The organism is Flavobacterium sp. KS-LB2, assembly GCF_036895565.1.
Taxonomy (GTDB): domain Bacteria; phylum Bacteroidota; class Bacteroidia; order Flavobacteriales; family Flavobacteriaceae; genus Flavobacterium.
Window position 1 is genome coordinate 415,434 of sequence record NZ_CP145904.1, and the last position, 21,460, is coordinate 436,893.

At 33.6% G+C, this 21,460-nt stretch carries 13 protein-coding genes and 1 pseudogene; 13 read left to right on the forward strand and 1 reads right to left on the reverse strand.

Annotated elements, in window-relative coordinates:
* Position 1 precedes the first annotated feature (1 nt).
* The 3 genes and pseudogenes from V5J73_RS01835 to V5J73_RS01845 form a co-directional block, all read left to right on the forward strand.
* The gene (locus tag V5J73_RS01835) at positions 2-1,387 is read left to right on the forward strand and encodes a vanadium-dependent haloperoxidase (protein WP_445236406.1); all 1,386 of its coding nucleotides are present in this window, start codon (positions 2-4) and stop codon (positions 1,385-1,387) included.
* Positions 1,387-2,304 carry a hypothetical protein gene (locus tag V5J73_RS01840; protein WP_338647215.1) on the forward strand — a complete coding sequence of 306 codons (918 nt, stop codon included), beginning with the start codon at positions 1,387-1,389 and terminating at the stop codon, positions 2,302-2,304. The genes V5J73_RS01835 and V5J73_RS01840 overlap by 1 nt, the downstream gene beginning before the upstream one ends.
* Positions 2,305-2,483: 179 nt before the next feature.
* Positions 2,484-3,647 (forward strand): annotated as a pseudogene (locus tag V5J73_RS01845) (MFS transporter); the annotation flags it as partial.
* Positions 3,648-3,655: 8 nt separating this feature from the next.
* Here V5J73_RS01845 and V5J73_RS14645 read toward each other — a convergent pair.
* Positions 3,656-3,751: a hypothetical protein gene (locus V5J73_RS14645; RefSeq protein ID WP_445236407.1), complete on the reverse strand. Its 96-nt coding sequence runs from the start codon at positions 3,749-3,751 to the stop codon at positions 3,656-3,658.
* A gap of 11 nt (positions 3,752-3,762) precedes the next feature.
* Between V5J73_RS14645 and V5J73_RS01850 the strand changes: the two genes are divergently transcribed.
* The 10 genes from V5J73_RS01850 to V5J73_RS01895 all read left to right on the forward strand — a co-directional run bounded on the left by V5J73_RS01850 (position 3,763) and on the right by V5J73_RS01895 (position 21,297).
* Complete coding sequence (locus tag V5J73_RS01850) at positions 3,763-4,689, forward strand: carbohydrate kinase family protein (protein WP_338647218.1); 927 nt, start codon at positions 3,763-3,765, stop codon at positions 4,687-4,689.
* Positions 4,690-4,695: 6 nt separating this feature from the next.
* On the forward strand, positions 4,696-6,432 hold the full coding sequence (locus V5J73_RS01855; protein WP_338647219.1) for an alpha-amylase family glycosyl hydrolase: 1,737 nt from the start codon (positions 4,696-4,698) through the stop codon (positions 6,430-6,432).
* A 146-nt stretch (positions 6,433-6,578) separates the two neighbouring features.
* Positions 6,579-7,793, forward strand: a complete 1,215-nt coding sequence (locus V5J73_RS01860; protein ID WP_338647220.1) for an MFS transporter — start codon at positions 6,579-6,581, stop codon at positions 7,791-7,793.
* Entirely contained in the window at positions 7,790-9,655 is a 1,866-nt protein-coding gene (locus V5J73_RS01865; protein ID WP_338647221.1) for a trehalase family glycosidase, read from the forward strand. The genes V5J73_RS01860 and V5J73_RS01865 overlap by 4 nt, the downstream gene beginning before the upstream one ends.
* Positions 9,656-9,728: 73 nt before the next feature.
* Positions 9,729-10,154 carry a CBS domain-containing protein gene (locus V5J73_RS01870; RefSeq protein ID WP_338647222.1) on the forward strand — a complete coding sequence of 142 codons (426 nt, stop codon included), beginning with the start codon at positions 9,729-9,731 and terminating at the stop codon, positions 10,152-10,154.
* Between the two features lie 160 nt (positions 10,155-10,314).
* A complete protein-coding gene (locus V5J73_RS01875; protein WP_338647223.1) occupies positions 10,315-12,603 on the forward strand; it encodes an NADP-dependent malic enzyme in 2,289 nt (762 codons plus the stop codon).
* A gap of 95 nt (positions 12,604-12,698) precedes the next feature.
* Positions 12,699-13,280 (forward strand): Holliday junction branch migration protein RuvA, encoded by a 582-nt coding sequence (gene ruvA, locus V5J73_RS01880; RefSeq protein ID WP_338647224.1) that lies wholly within the window; start codon positions 12,699-12,701, stop codon positions 13,278-13,280.
* A gap of 24 nt (positions 13,281-13,304) precedes the next feature.
* Complete coding sequence (gene sov, locus V5J73_RS01885) at positions 13,305-20,453, forward strand: T9SS outer membrane translocon Sov/SprA (protein ID WP_338647225.1); 7,149 nt, start codon at positions 13,305-13,307, stop codon at positions 20,451-20,453.
* 93 nt (positions 20,454-20,546) lie between these two features.
* Entirely contained in the window at positions 20,547-20,927 is a 381-nt protein-coding gene (gene gcvH, locus V5J73_RS01890; RefSeq protein WP_338647227.1) for a glycine cleavage system protein GcvH, read from the forward strand.
* Complete coding sequence (locus V5J73_RS01895; RefSeq protein WP_338647229.1) at positions 20,920-21,297, forward strand: VanZ family protein; 378 nt, start codon at positions 20,920-20,922, stop codon at positions 21,295-21,297. The genes gcvH and V5J73_RS01895 overlap by 8 nt, the downstream gene beginning before the upstream one ends.
* Positions 21,298-21,460 lie beyond the last annotated feature (163 nt).

Here is a 21,460-nt window from a genome sequence, read left to right on the forward strand (position 1 = left end):
AATGACACACAAAATAATTAAACTCAAAAATATGAACTCTAAAATGTATCTTTTAGGTCTAATACTACTTTTTTTTACATCTTGTAAAAAAGAGACCCCAATTAAAGTCACAACAGATGACTTCTGCGCTGCAGTTGATACAGTGACTGGGATTATGGTTCATGACATATTTTCTCCGCCAGTTGCCAGTAGAATTTATGTGTATCCTAACGTTGCTGCTTATGAGATTATGGCTCAAAATAGCACCAAATATGAAAGTTTACAAGGTCAGCTAAAAGGATTAGATTCTATTCCTAAACTAGATCCGAAAAGCGGTGTAAACAAAAATTTAGCGGCGCTTATTGCGCATATTGAAGTAAGTAAGCAATTGATTTTTTCAGAGGAAGCGTTAGAGAAATATAGAGACAGTTTATATGATAAATGGGGTTCTGAAAACCAAAAAGAATTTGATGTGTCTAAGGAATACGCATTAAAAGTAGTGAACAGAATCAAAATGTGGATGGGGAAAGATAATTATAAAGAAACTCGAACCTATTCTAAATTTTCAGTTGATGCAGAACAAGCTGGAAGATGGCAACCAACTCCTCCATCTTACATGGATGGTGTTGAGCCACATTGGGGTGAAATTAGGACTTTAGTTATGGATTCGGCATCTCAATTTAAGCCCATTCCAGCTTATCCGTTTTCCACGGACAAAAATTCGCTTTTTTACAAAGAAGCAAAAGAAACGTATGATGTTGGGAATATGATATCTAAAAAATTGATTGAAGTTGAGAAAAATCAAAGTAAACCAATTCCTGAAGAATCAGCAATTGCCTCGTTTTGGGATTGTAATCCGTATGCGACAGTTGTTCAGGGACATATGATGTTTGCAAAGAAGAAAAATACACCGGATGCTCATTGGATTAACATTACTAAAATAGCGTTAAAAAAATCAAAAGCAGATTTTGATACTACCGTGTTTGCTTATACGTTAACCTCAATTGGGATTTTTGAAAGTTTCATCAGTTGTTGGGACGAAAAGTATAGAAGTAATGTGGTGAGACCTGAAACGTATATTAATCAAAATATAGACGAAAACTGGAGACCACAATTACAAACACCTCCTTTTCCGGAATATGTAAGCGGACATTCAGTGGTTTCCTCATGTTCAGCAGTTATTCTAACATCTATTTTTGGAGATAATTTTAGCTATATAGATGATTCAGAAGTCCCTTTTGGGCTGCCAAAAAGATCTTTCAAATCATTTAAGCAAGCGGCGGCAGAGGCTTCAATTAGTAGGCTTTACGGAGGTATTCATTATAGAGCTGCTATTGAAAATGGTATTACACAAGGCAATAATATAGGGGGGTATATTAATAATAAATTAAAGATGATTAAAAAATAATGGCTGTTAGAAAAAAAATTATAATAGGATTTAGTGCCTTATTCTGTTTGTTTTTAGTTTGGTATTTGTTTATAAAAGAAACAGATTATTGTATTTCGTTTAAAGTAAAAGCAGCTACGGGGACTGTTTTTCAGGGAATTCAAGAATGGTCTTCGATTCAATTGTTAAGAGATAAAGAAAATTATACCACCTTAGAAAAGAGAAATTTTGATTTTATCAGACAAACAATGAAAAAAGGTGCAGTACAGATGGAATATTCATGGGACATTGTATATATAAATGATTCGGTGACAAAAGTCAATGTTGGGATAAAAGATTTTAATCATAGCTTATACAATAAACTAACGGCGCCATTTTTTAACACTAAATTTAAACAAGAACAAGTTAGAAAAATAGCTGATTTTAAGAAAGGGTTACAAGATCATTTAAAGGCCTTTAACGTAAAAATTGAAGGAGAGGGTTCTTCGGAAGAAACATTTGTAGCTTATGTTAATTTAAAAAGTGTTTTACAAGAAAAAGGGCAAACTATGATTAGCAATGACGCAAGTATCACTGGTTTTTTATTCGAAAATAAAATAAAAATAATAGGACGACCATATGTAGAAATTACAAATTGGAATCTAGATAAAGAAACGATAGAATTTAATTATTGCTTTCCTATTGATAAAAACACTAAAGTTATAGCTGATAAAGTTGTGAAATTTAAAACTTTGCCCGTTATCAAAGGGTTGAAAGCTACCTATTATGGGAATTTTAGAACTTCAGATAGAGCTTGGTTTACCTTAATGGATTATGCGACAAAGCACAATCTTAAATTGGAAAATAGAGTTTTAGAACATTTTCTTGCCAATCCTTTTAATGGAGGGAATGAATTAGAATGGGAAACTAAAATAATTATTCCTTTTACTTCAAATTAGAGTATAATTTTTTATCAATAATTTAAAATTATCGAAAACGTTTTCGGGTCTTCCGAAAACGTTTTTGTTTTTATAATGTATTTAATTGGCAATATTAAAATTAATTTTAGAAAAAATTAACAAATTAACCAACCAGAATGAATTTAAAAGTGAAATTAAGTTTTTGGCAGATAATCAATATGAATGTTGGTTTTTTTGGCATACAGTATAGCTTTGGCTTACAACAAAGTGCAGTAAATCCTATTTATGATTTTTTACACGCAAGTCCAGATCAAATTCCAATACTAAATCTTGCGGGTCCTTTGACCGGATTATTAATTCAACCAATAATTGGAGCGATGAGTGATAAAACGTGGCATCCAAGATGGGGAAGGCGTAAGCCCTACTTTTTTATAGGGGCAATAGTTTGTAGTATTGCTTTGTTTTTATTTCCATTCAGCAGTTCACTTTGGATGGCAGCTGGTTTACTTTGGATTCTAGATGTTGGTAACAACACTGCTATGGAACCATATCGTGCTTTTATTGCTGATACTCTTAATGAAGATCAGCAACCCATGGGGTTTCAAGCGCAAAGTTTCTTTACTGGTTTCGGGCAGTTCTTGGCTTACATTTCTTTGTTTCTATTTCCAATTGTTTTTGTTGGTTATACGGGTTCCTTGCCTACTTGGATTTATGCTTCTTTTTTTCTAGGCGCTGTGCTTTCTGTTACTTCTATTTGGTGGAGTATGAGTAAAACCAAGGAAATTCCACCTACCGAGGAGGAATTAGCTATTTTGAAAGCGGAGCCGTTAAATGTTTTTTCACCTTTTATTGATATCTACAAAGCGGTTTTAGAAATGCCAAAAGTAATGTGGCAATTGTTTTTGGTCTACTTATTTCAGTGGTATGCCATGATGTGTTATTGGCAGAATAATTCAAAAAGTATTGCATTGTCCGTTTGGGATGTTACCCCAAATAATCCTGTAGGTTATGAAAAAGCGGTGGAATGGAATGGATTGATTGGTGCATTTGGATTTATAGTTACTTTTTCAATAGCTTTTTATTTGGCCAAATTAGCCAAAAATTATGGTGCTAAAATGATTCATTTTGTATGCTTGCTACTTGGAGCAGTTTCGCTTTTATGCTTTCCATTAGTACAAAATCAGTACGTGTTTTTTGCTGTAGTTATTGGCTATGGAATTGCTTGGGCCAGTATGATGGGAATTCCTTATTTAATGGTTGTAGCAGTTATTTCAAAAGAAAGATATGGAGTGTATATGGGTATTATTAATATGATGATTGTAATTCCAATGATTATTCAAAACCTATCATTTGGTTATATACTAAAGAATTTCTTGGATAACGATCCACGTCAAGCAATCAGTTTTGCGGGTGTATTATTAATGATTGCTGCTATCTGTACATTGCTGATAAAAATAAAAAAGATAAAAGTAAGTGAATAATTCAATAAATAAAAAAATGGATAAAATAGACATTCTTTGTGTGGGGGAAGTATTAGTAGATTTTATCGGACATCAAGAAGGGGTTCTTATCAATCAAACTAGAGATTACCATAGATATCTAGGAGGTTCTCCCACTAACGTTGCTATGAATTCAACCCGATTAGGTTTGAATACAATTATGGTTGCAACGGTAGGCAACGATGGTTTTGGGTCTTATATTGCGGAACGACTCACAGATGTTGGAGTGAATACAAAACATTTAAACATTTTAGAGGATAAATCTACAAGTGTGATTTTTGTTTCAAGGTCTGAGGGTACTCCAGATTTTATACCATATCGTTCAGCAGATTGTTGTATCTATGAAGAACAAATTTCTACTGAAATATTAGCTAATACTACTATTTTTCACACTACCTGTTTTGCCTTAAGCAAAAATCCAGCTCAGAAAACGATTTTGAAAAAGGCGCAAGAAGCATTTGATCTAGGGTGTAAGTTGAGTATTGATGTGAATTACGCAAGAAAACTATGGAAAAGTCAAAAGAAAGCTTTTAAAGTAATCAAAACCTATTGCCAATTCAACCCATTGATAAAAATTAGTGAGGACGATATGCTACGTCTTTTTGAGAAGGAGCTACCCCATGATGAAATTTTTCAATTTTTTCACGAGCAAGGTGTAGATACTGTTTGTTTGACTTTAGGGAGCAAAGGGGTTAAATTATCTCAAAAAGGAAAGGGAGTAATTCAAATGCCAGCTATAAAGATTGATAAGGTTATGGATACGACAGGAGCTGGAGATGCTTTTTGGTCAGGATTTTTATTTGCTTATATCAAGGAAAAGTCAATCCAAGAATGTTTAGATATTGCTTTAAAATTAGCCGCTTTAAAATTGCAAAATGTGGGTCGATTACCGGATAATATAAATATCCTTTCAAAACTTTTATAAAATATCATGCAGCAAAATAGTACAAAAATCAGCAACGGTGTAATGCTTAATGTGTATCCAGATAGTATTGGTGAAAAATTCAGTGATACGATTGATATGCTCAAAATGACCGAATTCAAAGATGTTTTTTCTTTGTTATATGTCTTGCCTACCTTTTTTAATAGCGACTTAGATAGAGGTTTTTCTATTATTGATTATGATATTAATAAAGATTTAGTAGATACTAAGGATTTAAGAGATTTAGAAGAACTTCAAATTAAATTGAAATTTGATATTGTTTTAAACCATCTTTCTGTTGCTTCTCCTCAGTTCAAAGACCTATTGCAGTATGGGAATAAATCTAAGTATAAAGATTTTTTCATCAATTGGAATGAATTCTGGGAGGGAAACGGTGTTGAAAATGAAGATGGAATTATCATTCCAAAACCAGAGTTTCTCAATAAGTTATTCATGAGAAAGTCGGGGTTGCCAATACTAAAAGTGCGTTTTCCAGATGGTTCAGAACAACCCTATTGGAATACTTTTTATCAACAAATCACCTACAATTCAATCACTATTGATGAGTTGCGAAACATAAAAGGTTTAACTGAAGCTCAATGTTTATATATTGTTCCGGTCATTAATCAGGCTATAACAAATAATCAAGATTTTGCAACGATTGATTTTAAAGATTGTACGCCATTAAAAACAGATATTTTACAAATTGTAGAGCAAAAGCGTTCCTATTTAGGACAAATGGATGTTAATGGGGAATCACCTTTGGTTTGGGATTTCTATGAGGAAACCTTAAAAAAGGTCAAGGGCTACGGATGTACTATTCTCCGTTTAGATGCTTTCGCCTATTTGCATAAACAAGTTGGGGAGTCCAATTTTTTTAACAAACCGGGAACTTGGGAATATCTAGAACGTATTAATCAAATAGCACAAAAAAATAATTTGATGCTTCTACCAGAAATTCATGCAGAGTATGGTTTGCATTTACACGATGAGGTTGCTAATGAAGGATACTATATTTACGACTTTTTCTTGCCGGGTTTAACGATACATACTATCGAAAACAAAACAAGTAATGCCTTGTTAAGCTGGGCCAAAGAAATTATTGATAAAGGCTACAAAACAGTAAACATGTTAGGTTGCCATGATGGAATTCCTGTTTTAGACTTGAAAGGCAAAGAGGTAAATGGTATTTATAACAAAGGATTGTTGGAGGATGTCGAGATTGAAGGTATAATGACTACAATAATGGAGCGTGGTGGACGTGTAAAAAACTTATATGATCCTTCAGGAAAGAAAATTTCTTACTATCAAATCAATGCTACTTTTTTTAGTGCTTTAGGAGAGGACGAACAAAAGTTACTTTTAGCAAGAGCCATCCAAATGTTTGTGCCAGGAATACCACAAGTTTGGTACTTGGATATTTTTGCAGGAAAAAACAATTATGTAGCGGCAGATAATGGCGGTAGTGCAGGTCATAAAGAGATTAATCGTACTACTTTATCAATGCTGGATATTGAGCAAGGTTTGAGAGCTAATGTTGTTCAGAAACAATTAGATATTATTCGTTTACGTAATACATCTGCTGCTTTTTCAGGTCACGTAGAAATTAATGATGCTGATGCTACTGTTGTAGATATAAAATGGGTAAATGGTGATGCCATTGCCCATTTGAAAGCGAGCCTTTTAACGAATGGTTTTACGATTCACCATACAGAAGGGGGAATCGCAAATAATATGAGTTTTTAATCTCCTATCGGAATCTAAAAAAATAGACATGTTAAAATATCAAAATGAAACCAGATTGCAGAAAATAGATGATGTTTAAGAATATTTAAATATCGATTTACAATTCATATTAAATAATTAATTCAACTAAAAACAATAGGTAAAGGATGAAAAAAAGTACGGTTAAAATTGCCATGTATCTCAATTACTTTGTATTTGCAATTCTACTGAACAGCGTAGGAATTGTGATATTAAAGGCTCAAAAAAATTATGGTGTTGATGAATTGCAAGCAAGTGTTCTAGAAGCTTTCAAGGATTTACCTATCGCAATAGTGTCTTTTTTAATTGCTTCCTTTTTGCCAAGGATTGGGTATAAAAAAGCCATGCTTATTGGTCTGGCTTTGGTTTCTATAGCTTGTATTAGTATGTATTTTGGAAATTCATTTGATATGGCTAAGGTACTTTTTGCCACTGTAGGCGTTTCATTTGCCTTGATAAAAGTGTCCGTTTATTCGCTTATTGGTACAATCACAGAGAATCAACAAGAACACAATAGTTTGATGAGTAGCATTGAAGGTGTATTTATGATTGGAATTGCACTAGCTTATTTCCTGTTTCCCGCATTTAATTCTGATGCTAATCCGGATGCTTGGTTGAATGTCTACTGGTTATTGGCTGGAATTTCATTACTGTCATTTGGTTTTTTATTTTTCGCTAAATTCGAAAATCAAACCGAAATTCCGGGTGTTAATTTAGCAGATGATTTTAAGCAAATGTTCAAATTATTTGCAAAATTATTGACGATTGTTTTTGTAATCAGCGCGTTCTTATTTGTAATGATTGAGCAGGGAATCATGTCTTGGTTGCCTACTTTTAATAGTAAAGTTCTCCATCTCCCTGAGAATATCAGTATCATGATGGCAAGTATTTTGGCTATTTCATTAGCTGCAGGACGACTTTTAGCGGGAGTAATCACAAAAAAAGTCAATTGGATTTGGGTACTTAGTTTTTGTATCACCGCAGCTATGCTGATTGTAATTTTTGTGCTTCCAAAAACGGTTGGTTTACAGGTAAAGGAAATCAATTCCCTTGGAGATATACCATTAATAGGATTTGCATTTCCATTAGTAGGACTTTTTATTGCGCCTATTTATCCGCTTTTAAATTCGGTCGTTTTAAGTGCTTTGCCTAAAAAAATGCATAGTTCTATGACGGGTTTAATTGTTGTTTTCTCTGCGCTTGGCGGCACTTTGGGTTCTAGAGTTATTGGCTATTTGTTTAAAAATGAAGGGCCGGAGAATGCTTTTTATTATACTTTAATTCCAATGTCGTTATTGCTTGTTTCTTTCTTTATTCTAAAAAAACTTACTGCTAAACAATGAAATTCGTACTTAACATAGATAAAGTATTCCAAGAATTATTGATTCAAGAGGATACGGATCAAGATAAAAAAATCACTAAAGACGATACTGGTCCTAAGAAATTTATTTTGATTGATGAAACTACAAAACGAGAAGAGGCTATTGTCGGGACGTATCATTTGTCAAATTTATTGCAAGAATTGGCACAACTTAAGGATAGTAACTCAGTATTTGGGGAAGTCGATTTGAGTCGCATTCAAGAAAATCCAGTGCAGCGAATTTCAAGAAAAATTCGGGATGATTATTGGAAAGAATTGACAAGAACAATTGATAAAAAAGGTTTAACACATATTTTAGAAGACGAAAAAACCTCGAGTGATTTGGCGACGCTTTATGTCGCTGCGACAGACCAACAAGGAGTGGCTTATTTTGAAGAATTGCAAAAAGAATTGCCTAATTTTAAAGTTGAAATATTGCCAGAAAATTATTCGATGGAATATGTAGAAACTTTAAATGAAAAACCAGGTATTCTTGCTTTGGCTTTGGAACAAAAAATATACAGTTTGCAAGGCGTTCCTTTTGTGGTCCCAGGTGGAAGATTCAACGAAATGTATGGTTGGGACAGTTATTTTATTGGTGTAGGATTGTTAATAGACAATCAATTAGACAAAGCGATTGCAATTGCTGAAAATTTTAAATATCAAATCATTCATTACGGAAAAATTTTAAATGCAAATAGAAGTTACTATTTAACAAGAACGCAACCGCCATTATATTCTTCTTTACTGATTGAAATTGCAAAAAAGAAAACGCCTAATTTAGAGTGGTTACGAACTCATTTAGAAACGGTTATTTTAGAATACAACACGGTTTGGATGGTGCAAGGAAATCGATTGACGCCTTCGGGTTTAAATCGATATAAGGCAGATGGAGTTGGAATGCCGTTTGAAGTCGAACCCGGACATTTTGATGATGTTTTAGAGCCCTATGCTAAAAAATATAATTTACCCATTCGAGAATTCGAAAAACAATATTTAGAAAGAACTCTAGTCGATGATGAACTGGATGTGTATTTTGTTCACGACAGAAGTATGAGAGAAAGTGGACATGATACTACAAATCGATTGATTAATACCTGTGCCAATCTCAATTCAGTAGATGTTAACAGTTTCCTTTATAAATATGAAAAAGACATCGCTTATTTGATAAAGGAATATTTCAATGATGCTTTTCAAATTGGCGATATCGTTTATACTTCCGAGGAATGGGAGCAAAAAGTGCTTTCGCGTAAAAATAAAATGAATGAATTGTGCTGGAACGAGGATGCAAGCATGTATTTTGATTATGATTTTGTGAACCATAAGCAGTTTCCGTTTGAAGCTGCAACAACATTTTTTCCTTTGTGGGCTGGATTGTGTGATGAAAATCAAGCTAAAAAGTTAGTAGAAGTAGCCTTGCCGCAATTTGTAAAAACGGGAGGTATTACAGGAAGTACCAAGGCGAGTATTGCAACTGTTACAAAAGAGGTACCACAGCGACAATGGGATTATCCATTTGGCTGGGCGCCACACCAAATGTTACTGTGGGAAGGATTGATTAAGTACAATTATTTAGATAAAGCACAAGAAATGGTGTACCGATGGTTGTGGTTAATTACCAGAAATGCGGTGGATTATAATGGTACGATTCCGGAAAAATTTGATTTGGAAATCAGTTCCCATAAAGTTTTTGCAGAATATGGAAATGTGGGAACTGAATTTGATTACATCGCAAAGGAAGGTTTTGGTTGGGTGAATGCTTCCTATCAGTATGGATTACAAATTTTGAACGACGAATTGAAAGAGAAATTAGGAATGTTAGTTTCTCCCGATGCTATATTTTAGAGGTTAAATAAATATTTTTTGTTGTTTGAATGCATATTTTTTTTAACTTTATAATTCACTAAATGAATCAATTATGACAGTTAATCAAATTTTAAGCACTAAAGGAAAGGAAGTTTATTCGATACTTTCTACTAACACTGTATATGAAGCATTGACAGTGATGAGCGAAAAAAACATCGGAGCAATTCTTATCATTGAAGATACCGTTCTGAAAGGAGTTTTATCCGAGAGAGATTATGCTCGAAAAATTGTTTTGAAAGCAAAATCCTCAAAGAAAGCTTTTGTTCATGAAATTATGGAGACGGATGTGGTTACGGTAAGCCCATCGGATAATTTAGAGTACTGCATGGAATTAATGAGTACCAAAAGAGTCCGCCATTTGCCTGTTTTAGAGAATGAAATTGTAATTGGAATCATCTCAATAAGTGATGTTGTAAAAGCCATTATCGAGATACAAAAAGATACGATTCAACATTTGAACTCTTATATTACACAATAAAAAGAGTATATAAAGGTATAATAATACGAAGCTGCTATTTTATGCAGCTTTTTTTTTCGAATCAAAATACGCTTGTTTTTATACAAAAGAATGGGGGAAAAGTCCTCTTTTTTTAAATCTAGACCCCTATCTTTGTAAGCTAGAATAAAATCTAAAATCAATGGAAAAGAATAGCAAAAGAAGAGAAGCATTATTATATCACGCAAAGCCAACTCCTGGTAAAATTCAAGTAGTTCCCACTAAGAAATATGCAACACAAAGAGATTTGTCTTTGGCGTATTCTCCTGGTGTAGCTGAGCCGTGTTTAGAAATTGCAAAAGATGTAAACAACGTTTATAAATATACCGCAAAAGGAAATTTAGTTGCAGTAATCACTAATGGAACTGCAGTTTTAGGATTGGGTGATATTGGTCCTGAAGCATCAAAACCAGTGATGGAAGGGAAAGGATTGTTGTTTAAAATTTTTGCTGATATTGATGTATTTGACATCGAAATTGGAACTAAAGATATTGAAGAATTCATCCAGACGGTTAAAAATATAGCACCAACTTTTGGTGGAATAAACTTGGAGGATATTAAAGCTCCGGAATCTTTTGAAATTGAAAGAAGATTAGTTGAAGAGTTGAATATTCCAGTAATGCACGATGATCAGCATGGAACAGCCATTATCTCCTCTGCAGCATTGTTGAATGCTTTAGAATTAGCAAATAAAAATGCAGAAGATGTGAAAATGGTCGTTTCAGGAGCAGGTTCTGCTGCTTTGGCTTGCGCTGATTTGTATGTTTTATTAGGTGTGAAAGTGGAGAATATTTTAATGTTTAACAGCAAAGGAGTTTTGACAAAAGACAATCCTTCTTTGTCTCCTTTACAACAAAAATATGCCACAAATAGTAAGCCTATGAGTCTTGAAGAAGCATTAGTTGGTGCCGATATCTTTTTGGGTCTTTCTACAGGAGGAATTATGTCTCCACAAATGTTACTAGGGATGGCGGATAATCCTATAGTTTTTGCGATGGCAAATCCAGACCCAGAAATAGATTATAACCTAGCGATTGCTACCCGTAAAGATGTTATTATGGCTACAGGGCGTTCTGATTTTCCTAATCAGGTAAACAACGTGCTTGGATTTCCATATATTTTTAGAGGGGCATTAGATGTTCGTGCTACCAAAATTAACGAAGCCATGAAAATGGCAGCTGTAAAAGCACTTGCTCTATTGACTAAAGAATCAGTACCTGAACAAGTAAATATTGCCTACGGAGCTACAAAATTAAATTTTGGAAGAGAGTATATTATTCCAAAACCATTTGATCCAAGATTGATAACAATAGTTGCACCTGCTGTTGCAAAAGCAGCTATGGATTCTGGAGTAGCATTGAATCCTATTACAGATTGGAAAAAATACGAAGAAGAATTAATGGATCGTTTAGGGAACGATAATAAAATGGTTCGGTTGATTACAAACAGAGCCAAGATGGACCCTAAACGAATTGTTTTTGCTGAAGCAGATCATTTAGATGTGCTTAAAGCTGCTCAAATTGTATGGGAAGAAGGTATCGGTTTTCCAATATTATTAGGAAATAAAGAAATTATTTTAGAGTTGAAAGAAGAAATAGGTTTTGATGCCGATGTTCAAATTATAGATCCTAAAATTAAAGAAGAGGAAGAGCGAAGAAATAAATTTGCTAACACGTATTGGTCTTCTAGACAAAGAAGAGGTATTTCCTTTTTGGACGCACAAAAATTAATGCGCGAAAGAAACTATTTTGCAGCAATGATGGTTAATGAAGGTGAAGCTGATGCATTAGTAACAGGGCATTCAAGAAGTTATCCATCTGTTGTGAAACCGATGTTGCAGCTTATTGAAAAAGCAAATGGAGCTTCAATTGTTGCTACCACAAATATGATGATGACGGCTCGTGGGCCAATGTTTTTATCGGATACCGCAATAAACATTAATCCATCTGCAGATGATTTAGCTAAAATTGCTATTATGACTGCAAAAACAGCGAGAATGTTTGGTGTTGAGCCAGTAATTGCAATGATATCGTTTTCTAATTTTGGATCATCCACCAATGAAAGTGCTGCTAAGGTTAGAGAGGCAGTAGCTTATTTGCATAAAAATCATCCGGATATGATTATTGATGGTGAACTTCAAGCTGATTTTGCATTGAATCCGGAATTGTTAAAAGAAAAATTTCCTTTCTCTAAATTAGCAGGAAAGAAAGTAAATACCTTGGTTTTTCCTAATCTGGAATCGGCAAATATTACCTATAAATTATTAAAAGAATTGAATAAGGTAGACTCAATAGGTCCTATTATGTTAGGAATGAGGAAACCAGTTCACATATTTCAATTAGGGGCAAGTGTAGAGGAAATGGTTAACATGGCGGCAATTGCAGTGATTGATGCTCAAGAGAAAGGAAAGAAAAAAGCAAACTTAATTTAGTTTAATAATCAATAAATTATAAGCGAAGTTAAATTGATGAATATGATAAAATTATGTGCTAATTTTATTATATTTGGTGCTATATATAAGAATTAATGATAGCACATTTACAAGGAAAATTAGTAGAGAAATCACCCACGCAAATAATTATTGATTGTGGAGGAGTTGGTTATCATGTAAATATTTCTTTACATACTTATTCTTTGCTCCCAAATACGGATTTTATAAAAGTATATACGCATCTTCAAATTAAAGAGGATGCGCATACTCTTTTTGGCTTTGTAGAAAAGTCAGAAAGAGAGATTTTCAAAATGTTATTATCAGTTTCTGGAATAGGAGCAAGTATAGCTAGAACAATGCTTTCTTCATTAGATCCAAAACAAATTACGAATGCAATTGCATCTGGTGATGTGCAAACTATTCAATCTATAAAAGGAATAGGGAGTAAGACGGCACAAAGAGTAATACTAGATTTGAAAGATAAAGTATTAAAATTGTATGATTTAGATGAAGTTTCTATGTCGCAAAGCAATACAAATCGAGATGAGGCGTTATCAGCTTTGGAAGTTCTGGGGTTTTTACGAAAATCTTCAGAAAGAGTGGTAGAAAAGATTGTAAAAGAAGACCCAGAGGCTTCTGTGGAATCAATCATCAAGAAAGCTTTAAAAAACCTATAGAGGTATTCAAGTAACACGAGTTGTATGCATAAAATTTACCTTTTTTTGCTTGTATTATTCTGTGGTTTTGCATCGCAAGCCCAAGTAAATCAAGCAGCTCAGGATACCGTTAAAACTGGATTTTCTATTGGAAAGGTTCAGTTGAAAAATCCAAAGAGTATTCTCTCTGCCTATACCTATGACCCAGTAACAGATAGGTATATTTACACAAATTCTGTTGATGGGTTCTCCATTAATTATCCTATTATATTGACGCCAAAAGAATATGAAAAATTGGTTTTGAAAGAATCAATGCGCGATTATTTCAAAAAAAAGGTGGATGCTATTGAAGGTAAAAAAGAAGGTAGTGAAGATGCTAAAAAAGATTTATTACCACGATATTATGTGAAATCAGGCCTTTTTGAATCTATTTTTGGAAGCAATACCATTGATGTAAAACCAACGGGATCTATAGAAATGGATTTAGGAATGCGGTATACAAAACAAGATAATCCCTCTTTTTCACCTAGAAACAGATCTAATCTTTCTTTTGATTTTGATCAAAGAATAAGTATGAGTTTGATGGGTAAAGTAGGAACCCGACTTAGTGTAAACGCTAATTACGATACTCAATCAACATTTGCTTTTCAAAACCTAATGAAGTTGGAATATGCGCCTTCAGAAGATGATATTATTCAAAAAATTGAAGTAGGAAATGTAAGTATGCCTCTAAATAGTTCTTTGATACGTGGCGCACAAAGTTTATTTGGTGTAAAAACACAATTGCAATTTGGAAAAACAACTATTACTGGAGTTTTTTCGGAACAAAAATCACAAACCAAAAGTTTAATAGCGCAAGGCGGTGGAACAATTCAAGACTTTGACATGTTTGCACTGGATTATGATAATGATAGACACTTTTTCTTGTCCCAATATTTTAGAAATAGATATGATAAATCATTAATAAATTATCCTTTTATTGACAGTAGAGTTCAAATTACCCGACTAGAAATTTGGGTAACTAACAAACAAAATAGGGTTGTAGCTACAAATAACAATCTTCGAAATATTATTGCGCTTCAGGATTTAGGGGAAGGGCAATTAAATGGTTTGGCAGATAATGAAGTAGTTGTCTTGGATCCTATTCCTGCAAGTCCTCCATTTTTTACAGCAGGACCTGATACTCCAACAGATAATAAAAATAATGCCTATAATCCGGAATTAATACAAGCGGGTGGTGGTTTGTTGAACCCTAATATTCGTGAAATTGTAACATCAAACTCCGGTTTTAATGTTACAGTAAGCGAAGGACAAGATTATTCTAAATTAGAGAATGCTAGAAAACTGAATCCAAATGAATATACTTACAGTCCTCAATTAGGATATATTTCATTGCAACAAAGATTAGCTAATGATGAGGTTTTGGCGGTTGCTTATCAATACACAATTGGAGATCAAGTGTATCAAGTGGGTGAGTTTGGTAACGATGGCGTTGATGCAACAGTTGTTACGGGAAACAATCCTTCCAATCAAGCTATTATTTCTCAAAGTTTGATTTTGAAAATGCTGAAAAGCAATTTAACTAATGTTAAAAATCCAGTATGGAACTTGATGATGAAAAACATCTATCAGATTCCTGGTGCTTATCAGGTAAAACAAGAGGATTTTAGATTCAATATTCTTTATACAGATCCATCTCCTTTAAATTATATTACAGAAGTTGCTGGAAGTCCTTTTCCATCAAATCCATTACCTCAAAATGAAGTTGCCGAAACGCCTTTATTAAAAGTATTTAACTTGGATAAATTAAATTACAATAATGATCCTCAGGCTGGAGGGGATGGTTTTTTTGATTTTATGCCAGGTTTAACCATGGACGCGCAATACGGAAGAATTATTTTTACTACCAAAGAACCATTTGGTGAACTGTTGTTCTCTAAATTGTCAACTGGAGGAGAAAATTACAACAATACGAGCTCGTATAATGAAAACCAGAAAAAATATGTGTTTCGCAGTATGTACCGAAACACACAATCTGGAGCTTTACAAGACAGCGATAAAAATAAATTTTTATTAAGAGGAAAATATAAATCATCAGGTGGGGAAGGAATTCCTCTTAATGCATTAAACGTGCCACAAGGTTCTGTTGTGGTTACCGCTGCAGGTAGAGTCTTAGTAGAAGGAATTGATTATAGTGTGAACTATCAATTGGGAAGAGTTCAAATTTTAGATCCGTCGCTTCAGGCTTCGAATACGCCTATTGAAGTTGCACTGGAAAATAATTCGGTTTTTGGTTTGCAAACCAGAAGGTTTATGGGTGTAAATGTGGAACATAAAATTTCCGATAATTTCTTGATTGGGGCAACTTTCCTTAAAATGACGGAGCGACCATTTACTCAAAAATCTAGCTTTGGTCAAGAATCAGTTAACAATACTATTTTTGGATTCAATACAAATTTTTCAACCGAGGTTCCTTTCTTGACTCGATTAGTGAATAAATTACCAAACGTAGATACAGATGTTCCCTCTAATCTTTCTGTGAGAGGTGAAATTGCTTTTTTGAAACCAGATACTCCAAAAGCAGATCAATTTCAAGGCGAATCTACCATTTATGTAGATGATTTTGAAGGGTCTCAATCCACTATTGATATGCGTTCTCCGTATGCATGGAGTTTGGCATCAACGCCGGAAAGAAACGCAACAAGCACCTATGATTTTAATGCGAGTGCGAATGATTTAAGCTATGGGTTTAAAAGAGCTAAGTTAGCTTGGTACACGATTGATCCCGTTTTTTATACTCAAAAGCCAGCAGGAATTTCAAATCAAGATTTATCATTCAATAATACTAGAAGAATATTTAGTGAGGAATTGTATCCTTTGACGGATATTGCGCAAGGGCAATCTCAAGTGATTAATACATTAGATTTGAGTTATTATCCTTCTGATAGAGGTCCTTATAATAACAGTTTGAATTCGGCAGCGAATCCAAGAGATAATTTTGGAGGTATTATGCGTTCTTTAAATTCTACAAATTTCGAACAGGGAAATGTTGAATACATTCAGTTTTGGGTATTAGATCCGTATGTAGGAAATGGTCAAGCACCGCAATCAAATACAGGTAAAATTTACTTCAATTTAGGGGAGATATCTGAGGATGTTTTGAAAGATGGAAGAAAGCAATATGAGAATGGACTTGGACCAGACCAGATTTTGGTAAACCCGCAACCGTTATGGGGAGATGTTCCGGCCTCTCAATCTCTAATTTATGCTTTTGACACTAATGTAGCAAATAGAACGAATCAAGATATTGGTTTGGATGGTTTGGCTAATGCCAATGAAGGCGCGGTGTATACTAATTTTGCCTCAGAGTTAGATCCAGCGGCAGATGATTATACCTTTTATTTGAATGCTTCTGGAGGGATTTTGGACCGCTATAAAATGTATAATGGTACTGATGGAAACTCGGCAGTTGATATTACTGATCCCAATAGAGGATCTACAACTGCTCCTGATGTTGAGGATATCAACAGAGATAATACCATGAACACAATTAATGCTTATTACGAATATAGTATTGATGTTCAACCCAACATGAATGTTGGACAGAATTATATTACTGATATAAGAAATACCCAAGTGACTTTGCCGGATGGCTCTACTACAGAAGCGAGATGGCTGCAGTTTAAAATACCGGTTTCTCAACCTGAAAATACGATAGGAAATATTTCTGATTTTAGATCTATACGTTTTATGAGAATGTTTATGACTGGGTTTAGTGAACAAGTAACGGTTCGTTTTGGGGCACTGGATTTAGTAAGGGGAGAATGGAGACGATATACAAACACGCTTGATTTTAACGATACTAATATTGCTGATGATGATACCAACCTAGATGTTTTGGCGGTCAATGTTCAGGAAAATAATGAGAGATGTCCAATAAATTATATTGTTCCTCCAGGTGTACAACGAGAGCAGTTATACAATAATAATACGGTTATCAATCAAAATGAGCAATCGTTAGCATTGCGAGTATCCGGTGGTGGATTAGAACCAGAAGATTCAAGAGCAGTTTTTAAAAACGTAAGTATTGATATGCGTCAATTCAAAAAACTGAAAATGTTTTTGCACGCAGAATCATTACCAAATGAAGTAGTGCTTCAAGACAATCAAATGGTTGGATTTATCCGTTTTGGGAATGATTTTACCCAAAATTTCTATCAAATTGAAATTCCTTTAAAAGTAACAAGTCCTTCTTCTGCTTCAAATTCTGATTGTTCTCCTTTGAGCGCTGAGGAAGTTTGGCCCGAGGAAAATGAGATTGATTTGTCATTGGCTTTATTGACAAAATTGAAGATTCTCGCTATGAGTATTAATCCAAGTACATTACCATTAGATGGGATTTATTATCCAGATAACGACCCTGCAAACTCTGATGGTGATGGAAGCGATAAATTGCGATTGGGTATAAAAGGGAATCCTAATTTTGGATTAGTTCGTACGCTGATGGTGGGTTTAAAAAACAATGAATCCCGAAATGATATCAAAGGGGAAGTTTGGTTTAATGAACTTCGCTTAGCGGATATGGATAATCAAGGCGGAATGGCCGCTGTATTGAATGTAGATACTAATTTAGCTGATTTTGCTACAGTTTCAGCTTCAGGTAAAAAGAGCACTATTGGTTTTGGAACTTTAGAACAAGGTCCAAACGAAAGAAATCGTGAGGATACACAACAATATAATATTGTGACCAATGTAAATCTGGGTAAATTATTGCCTCCAAAATGGCAAATTAATCTGCCCTTCAATTATGCTATTGGTGAAGAGACTATAACTCCGGAATACGATCCTTTTAATCAAGACATCAAACTAAAACAATTACTTAATAATACGGCTGATCAAAACGAAAAAGATAACATCGAAAAAAGAGCCATTGATTATACAAAACGTAAAAGTATCAACTTTATTGGGGTTAGAAAAGATAGAAGTCCAGAGCAAAAACAACATGTTTACGATCCGGAGAATTTTACTTTTTCACAGTCTTTTAATGAAGTTGAAAGACATGATTTTGAAATTGAAGATTACGTAGATCAGCAGGTAAATACATCTGTGGATTATGCTTATACTTTTAAACCAAAATCAGTAGAGCCTTTCAAGAAAACAAAATTCATGAAAAAGAGTAATTATTGGAAGCTTTTAAGCGATTTCAATTTTAATTATTTACCTTCTAATGTCTCGTTTAATACCAATATTATCAGGCAGTACAACCGTCAGCAATTTAGACAAGTAGATGTAGAAGGAATTGGATTAGACCCTTTGTATCGAAGAAATTTTGCATTCAATTACCAATATGGATTTAATTTTAATTTGACAAAATCTTTGAAATTAAACTACACGGCATCTTCGAGTAATATTGTGAAAAATTATTTGAACGAAGATAATGAACCTATTGAAACGTTTACTATTTGGGATAGTTATTGGGATATGGGAGATCCAAATCAACACATGCAGCAGTTGGTTGTGAATTATGAAATTCCAATCAATAAAATCCCATTATTTAGCTTTGTCAAAGCTAATTATTCATATACTGGCGATTATAGCTGGCAACGTACTTCTAACGCATTATCTCAAATAGAAATTGAAGGAAACAGTTATAATTTAGGGAACACTGTTCAAAATGCAAGCTCTAATAATTTGAATGCAACGTTAAATATGGACATGTTGTATAAATATTTAGGACTGACAAAAAACGCAAATAAAGCAGTCCCAAAGCCTAAAACAACTGCCCCGAAACCTGGCGAAAAAATAGTAAATACAAATCCGAATCAAGTACAAAAAAACAATGAATTTGTAGATGGTTTTATAGGTGTTTTGACCAGTATTAAAAACATTCAAATGAATTACACCTATAACAGTGGGACAGTTTTACCAGGTTATACACCTAGTGTAGGATTTCTTGGATCGTCAAGACCATCGTTAGGATTTATTTTTGGAAGTCAAGCCGATGTGCGATATGAAGCAGCCAAAAATGGTTGGTTAACAAACTATCCTGATTTTAATCAAAATTTTTCTCAAGTAACCAATAAATTATTCAAAGCTACAGCAAATGTAGATTTGTTACCAGATTTGAAAATTGACTTGACATTAGACCGTGCTTACTCTGAAAACTCTTCAGAACAGTATGATATAATTGACGGTGTTTATAATCCAAGATCGCCTTATGATACTGGTATTTTTTCAATTTCTACGGTGTTAATAAGAACTTCGTTTTTGGCTAGTGATGAAAATTCATCGGTTGCATTTGATGATTTTAGAACGAACCGACTTACGGTTGCGAATCGATTGGCTACGCAAAGAGGAATTGATATTAATAATCCAGTTAATTTAGATCCTGATGGATTTCCAATAGGGTTTGGAAAAAACAATCAAGCCGTATTATTACCTGCGTTTTTAGCAGCATACTCCGGTGGGAATGCTTCAGATGTTTCTCTTGGAATTTTTAGAAGTTTCCCAATCCCAAACTGGTCCATTAAATATAACGGTTTGATGCGTTATGGACTTTTTAAAAAGAATTTCAAACGTTTCTCTTTGCAACATAATTACAGGGCTTCCTATACTATAAATGCGTTTAGATCAAATTTTGAATACGACAAAGATCCAAGTGGAGTAGACGCTAGTGGTAATTTTTTTAATAGAACCATAATGTCAAATATTAACTTGGTAGAACAGTTTAATCCTTTGCTACGAATGGATTTTGAATTGAAAAGTTCATTAAAAGTCCTAGCTGAAATCAAAAAAGACAGAGCGCTATCAATGAGTTTTGATAATAATTTATTGACAGAAGTGAAAGGGATTGAATATGTTGTAGGATTGGGGTATCGTTTTAAAGATGTAATTTTCTCTTCTAGATTGGCTGATAATCCAACAGGGATAATAAAAAGTGATATCAATTTGAAAGCGGATGTAACCTATAGAAACAATCAGACGATTGTTAGATATTTAGATTACGACAACAATCAATTAGCGGGTGGACAAAATATATGGTCTTTGACTATCAAAGCAGATTATGCATTTAGTAAGAATCTAACGGCTATTTTCTATTATGATCACTCTTTTTCGAAAGCTGTAATTTCTACTTCTTTTCCATTGACAAATGTTCGCTCTGGAATCACACTTCGTTATAATTTTGGGAATTAATTTTTCTAAAAGGCAACAATTTTGAATAGAAGATTATTACATTTGTGGCATAAAATTTAAATTATCAATAAATAATTATCAATTACAATTAATATGAACATACCAGTAAATTTAAAGTACACTAAAGATCACGAATGGGTTAGTATTGATGGCGATACTGCAACTGTAGGAATCACTGATTTTGCACAAAAAGAATTAGGAGATATCGTTTATGTTGAAGTTGAAACTTTAGATCAGACTTTAGAAAAAGATGCCGTTTTTGGTACAGTAGAAGCGGTGAAAACTGTTTCTGATTTGTTCTTACCACTAACAGGTGAAATTATAGCATTCAATGATGCTCTTGAAAGTTCTCCTGAAAGCGTTAATTCAGATCCTTATGGAGCTGGATGGATGATTAAAATAAAAATTGCAAATATGGCAGAAGTAGATGATTTATTATCTAGTGACTCATACAAAGAACTTATTGGTGCCTAAACAAATTTATTTTTTTACGGCTTTATTTTGGGCTGGAGTTATTGCTTTTTTTTGTTTGGTTCAACTGAATAATGTTCCCTTAGAAGAGGTTTCAAATCTGGATAAATTAGTGCATGTCTTTTTTCATTTTGTTTTAACGGTACTTTGTTTTTTGTTTTTTCAAAAAAATACAAATGCTGTAAACAGTTTAAAACCCATTATGATTTCTTTTTTGTTTTCTGTTTTTTTTGGAATAGGGATAGAAATAGCTCAAGAATTATTTACCACTACCAGGCATGCAGATGTATTTGATGTTTTAGCAAATTTTTCTGGTGCAGTTTTAGGAGTAGTCACAATTATTTTATTGGATTTAAAAACAAAAATCAGATAAAATTTAACATAATTAAAGTCTCACTTTTGGTGAGACTTTTTTGTTTTATAGCCTTTAAAAGCATAAATATTCATTTGGCTTGGGTGCTTTTTTTTTAAAAGCAGTTAAAAACTTCATTTCTACCGTAAAAAAATGAAATAGTGAAATTTTATAGTAAACTTAT